This is a genomic window from Rhodoplanes sp. SY1 (assembly GCF_046000175.1).
In the GTDB taxonomy this organism is placed as follows: Bacteria; Pseudomonadota; Alphaproteobacteria; order Rhizobiales; family Xanthobacteraceae; genus Rhodoplanes.
This window is the reverse complement of record NZ_JBEOMB010000385.1, coordinates 1-543: the sequence shown is the minus strand read 5'-3', so window position 1 is coordinate 543 and position 543 is coordinate 1. Positions and strand designations below refer to the sequence as shown.

At 67.2% G+C, this 543-nt stretch carries 1 protein-coding gene; it reads left to right on the top strand.

The window, feature by feature from the left end; genetic code table 11:
* Positions 1-543 (top strand): GspE/PulE family protein (locus tag ABTU92_RS29840; RefSeq protein WP_408095158.1); only part of this gene is annotated, 543 nt, incomplete at both ends.

Below are 543 nucleotides of genomic sequence, written 5' to 3'. Positions count from 1 at the left end.
CGGGCTGCTGCGAGTCGTTCCGACCCCCGCCGGCGCACTGCCGCAGGCCGTAATCTCTCGAATAAAAATCCTGGCCGGCCTCAACATCGCCGAACGCCGGCTGCCTCAGGACGGTGCCGCGCGGGTGCGGGTCGCGCGCTCGGAGATCGACGTGCGTGTCGCCATTATGCCGATGCAGCACGGGGAATCGGCGGTCATCCGCCTGCTGCCGAAGGATCGCGGCCTGCTGGTAATCGAGAAGCTCGGATTCGCGCCGCGCGACGAGGCCATGTTGCGCCGGCTGTTGACCTTGCCGCACGGCATGATCGTGGTGACGGGTCCCACCGGCAGCGGAAAGACCACGACGCTCGCGACGGTGCTCTCGATCCTCAACGAGCCCAGCCGCAAGATCCTGACGATCGAGGACCCGGTGGAGTACGAAATCGCCGGGCTCTGCCAATCGCAGGCCAAGCCGTCGATCGGGCTTACCTTCGCGGCGGCCCTGCGGTCGTTCGTGCGACAGGACCCCGACGTCATCATGGTGGGCGAGGTGCGCGATTCCGA